Below are 1,262 nucleotides of genomic sequence, written 5' to 3'. Positions count from 1 at the left end.
AGGCGAGGCAGAGCCGCCTCTGCACGTCCACCAGCACCAGCGACCCGCCCCAGCCGCCCCAGAAGCAGATGCGCTGCTCGGGGATGAAGGGCAGCGTGGCCGGTTCGGGCAGGCCGTAGCCGATGCCCATGCACAGCGGCACGCCGAGCACGAGGTCGATGCCGCGGGCCTGCACGTCGAAGATGCGACCCACCGTCTCGGGCTTCAACCAACGCCGGCCGGCGAGCGTGCCCTCGCAGGCGACGATGGACTGCAGCCGCGCTACCGAGCGCGCATTGCCATGACCGTTGGCCGCACCAATGTCGGCCCGGCACCAGTCCTCGCGGTGGCTGTAGGCCGCGTCGGGCGCGGGGTTGCCCAGGGTGCGCAGCATGGGGCTGTCGGGTGGGATGGCCGAGAAGTCGACCGGCGTGGGTGGCGGCGGCACAACGCGGGCCACGCGCGCATCGTGCTCGGGCGGCAGGCCGATGTGGAAGTCGGCGCCCAGCGGTCCGGCCAGCTCGCTGGCGAGAAAGGCGCCGGTCTTCTGCCCGGTGATGCGGCGGATCAGCTCGCCGACCAGATGGCCGTAGTTCAGCGCGTGATAGCCCGAGGCGCTGCCCGGCGTCCACCAGGGCGACTGCGCCGCCAGCAGCGCCGTGCTGCGCTCCCAGTCGCAGAGGTCGCCCATGCCCATGGGCTGCTCCCAGCCGCTGACGCCCGAGGTGTGGCCCAGCACGTCGCGCACCAGGATGCCGCTCTTGCCGTTGGCGGCGAACTCGGGCCAGTAGGCGGCCACGGGCGCGTCCAGGTCCAGCTCGCCGCGGTCGGCCAGCAGCAGGGCGCACAGCGAGGTCATGGTCTTGGTGGTGGACCAGACATGGGTCAGCGTGTTGCGGTCCCAGGGCTGCTGCTGCGCCTCGTCGCGCCAGCCGCCCCAATGGTCGAGCACCAGCTCGCCCTCGATGGTCAGCGCCAGCGAAGCGCCCAGGTCGTCGCCGCGCTCGAACAGCGCGTCGAACGCGTCGGCGAGCGGTTCCCAGCGGGGCTGGTGGTGGCCCAGCAGATGCTTCATAGCGGTCTCCTCAGAAGTCGTAGCTCGCGCCGATGGCGAACTGGCGCGGCGGCGTGTAGGTGACCTGGCGGGCGGCGCCCAGCAACGGCGAGGCGATGCTCATGCTGGTGAAGGCCGTCGTGTCGGCCACGTTGCGCACATTGGCCCAGAGCTTCCAGGGGCCGGCAGCCGGCCGCAGCGTGGCGGTGAGGTTCAGGAGGCCGTAGGC

General features: G+C 71.9%; 2 protein-coding genes. Both read right to left on the bottom strand.

Annotated elements, in window-relative coordinates; translation table 11 throughout:
- On the bottom strand, positions 1 to 1,054 hold a 1,054-nt coding region (locus AC1DU6_RS31760; RefSeq protein ID WP_477862169.1), incomplete at its 3' end, for a serine hydrolase domain-containing protein.
- Positions 1,055 to 1,064: 10 nt separating this feature from the next.
- Positions 1,065 to 1,262, bottom strand: a 198-nt coding sequence (locus AC1DU6_RS31755) for a hypothetical protein (RefSeq protein ID WP_477862167.1), incomplete at its 5' end; no start/stop codon positions are given.

Source organism: Roseateles sp. P5_B10 (genome assembly GCF_056400485.1).
This window is presented reverse-complemented; position numbering and strand designations above follow the sequence as displayed.